This window comes from Siphonobacter sp. BAB-5385, from assembly GCF_002261125.1.
In the GTDB taxonomy this organism is placed as follows: domain Bacteria; phylum Bacteroidota; class Bacteroidia; order Cytophagales; family Spirosomataceae; genus Siphonobacter.
The window spans coordinates 1-949 of record NZ_NMPS01000210.1 but is presented as its reverse complement, the minus strand read 5'-3'; the positions used below and the strand labels follow the sequence as shown (position 1 = coordinate 949).

Genomic DNA, 949 nt, shown 5'->3' with positions numbered 1-949 from the left:
AGTTCTACCTCCGTCGGACGGAAATACGCCGGATCTACCGCTACTACGCATTTCCCTACTTCTAATTGGAATTCTTCGTTCGAGCAGCTCACCACGTAGCCTTTCTCTTCAACCCCCTCTCCTTCAAAGGCTACCTCTACCCCGATTTCGGCAAAGGCCAGCTTCACAAACTCCCGCACCCGCGTGGTCACCCCCGTGGCAATCACATAATCCTCCGGCGTCTCCTGCTGCAGAATCCGCCACATGGCATCCACGTAATCCTTGGCATGACCCCAGTCCCGCTCCGCGTTCAGATTACCCAGATACAGCGTGCTCTGAAGACCTAAGCCAATCGCCGCCACCGCCCGCGTGATCTTCCGCGTCACGAACGTTTCTCCCCGCAGGGGCGACTCGTGGTTAAACAGAATGCCGTTGCAGGCAAACATGCCGTAGGCTCCCGGTAGTTGACCGTGATCCAGTAACCGTACAACTTGGCTACCGCATAGGGCGAGCGGGGATAGAAGGGCGTGGTCTCCGACTGGGGTACGGCCTGTACCAGGCCGTACAGCTCCGAGGTCGAAGCCTGATAAATTTTGGTTTTCTTTTCCAGACCCAGAATCCGAACTGCTTCCAGAATCCGCAGCGTACCGATGCCGTCGGCGTTGGCCGTGTACTCGGGCGTATCGAAGCTGACCTTGACGTGCGACATGGCCGCCAGGTTGTAAATCTCGTCGGGCTGCGTTTCCTGGATGATGCGAATCAGGTTCGTTGAATCGGTCATGTCTCCGTAGTGCAGCTTGAAGCGAACGTTGGCTTCGTGGGGATCCTGATACAGGTGATCGATCCGCTCGGTATTGATGAGACTGGCCCGACGCTTCACGCCATGCACCAGGTAGCCTTTTTCGAGTAACAATTCCGACAGATATGCTCCGTCCTGGCCGTTTACGCCCGTAATTAATGCCGTTTTCAT

1 pseudogene is annotated in these 949 nt (G+C 56.2%); it reads right to left on the bottom strand.

Annotated features, from left to right (window positions below):
• Positions 1-949: pseudogene (gene gmd / locus BWI93_RS20365) on the bottom strand (GDP-mannose 4,6-dehydratase); the annotation flags it as partial.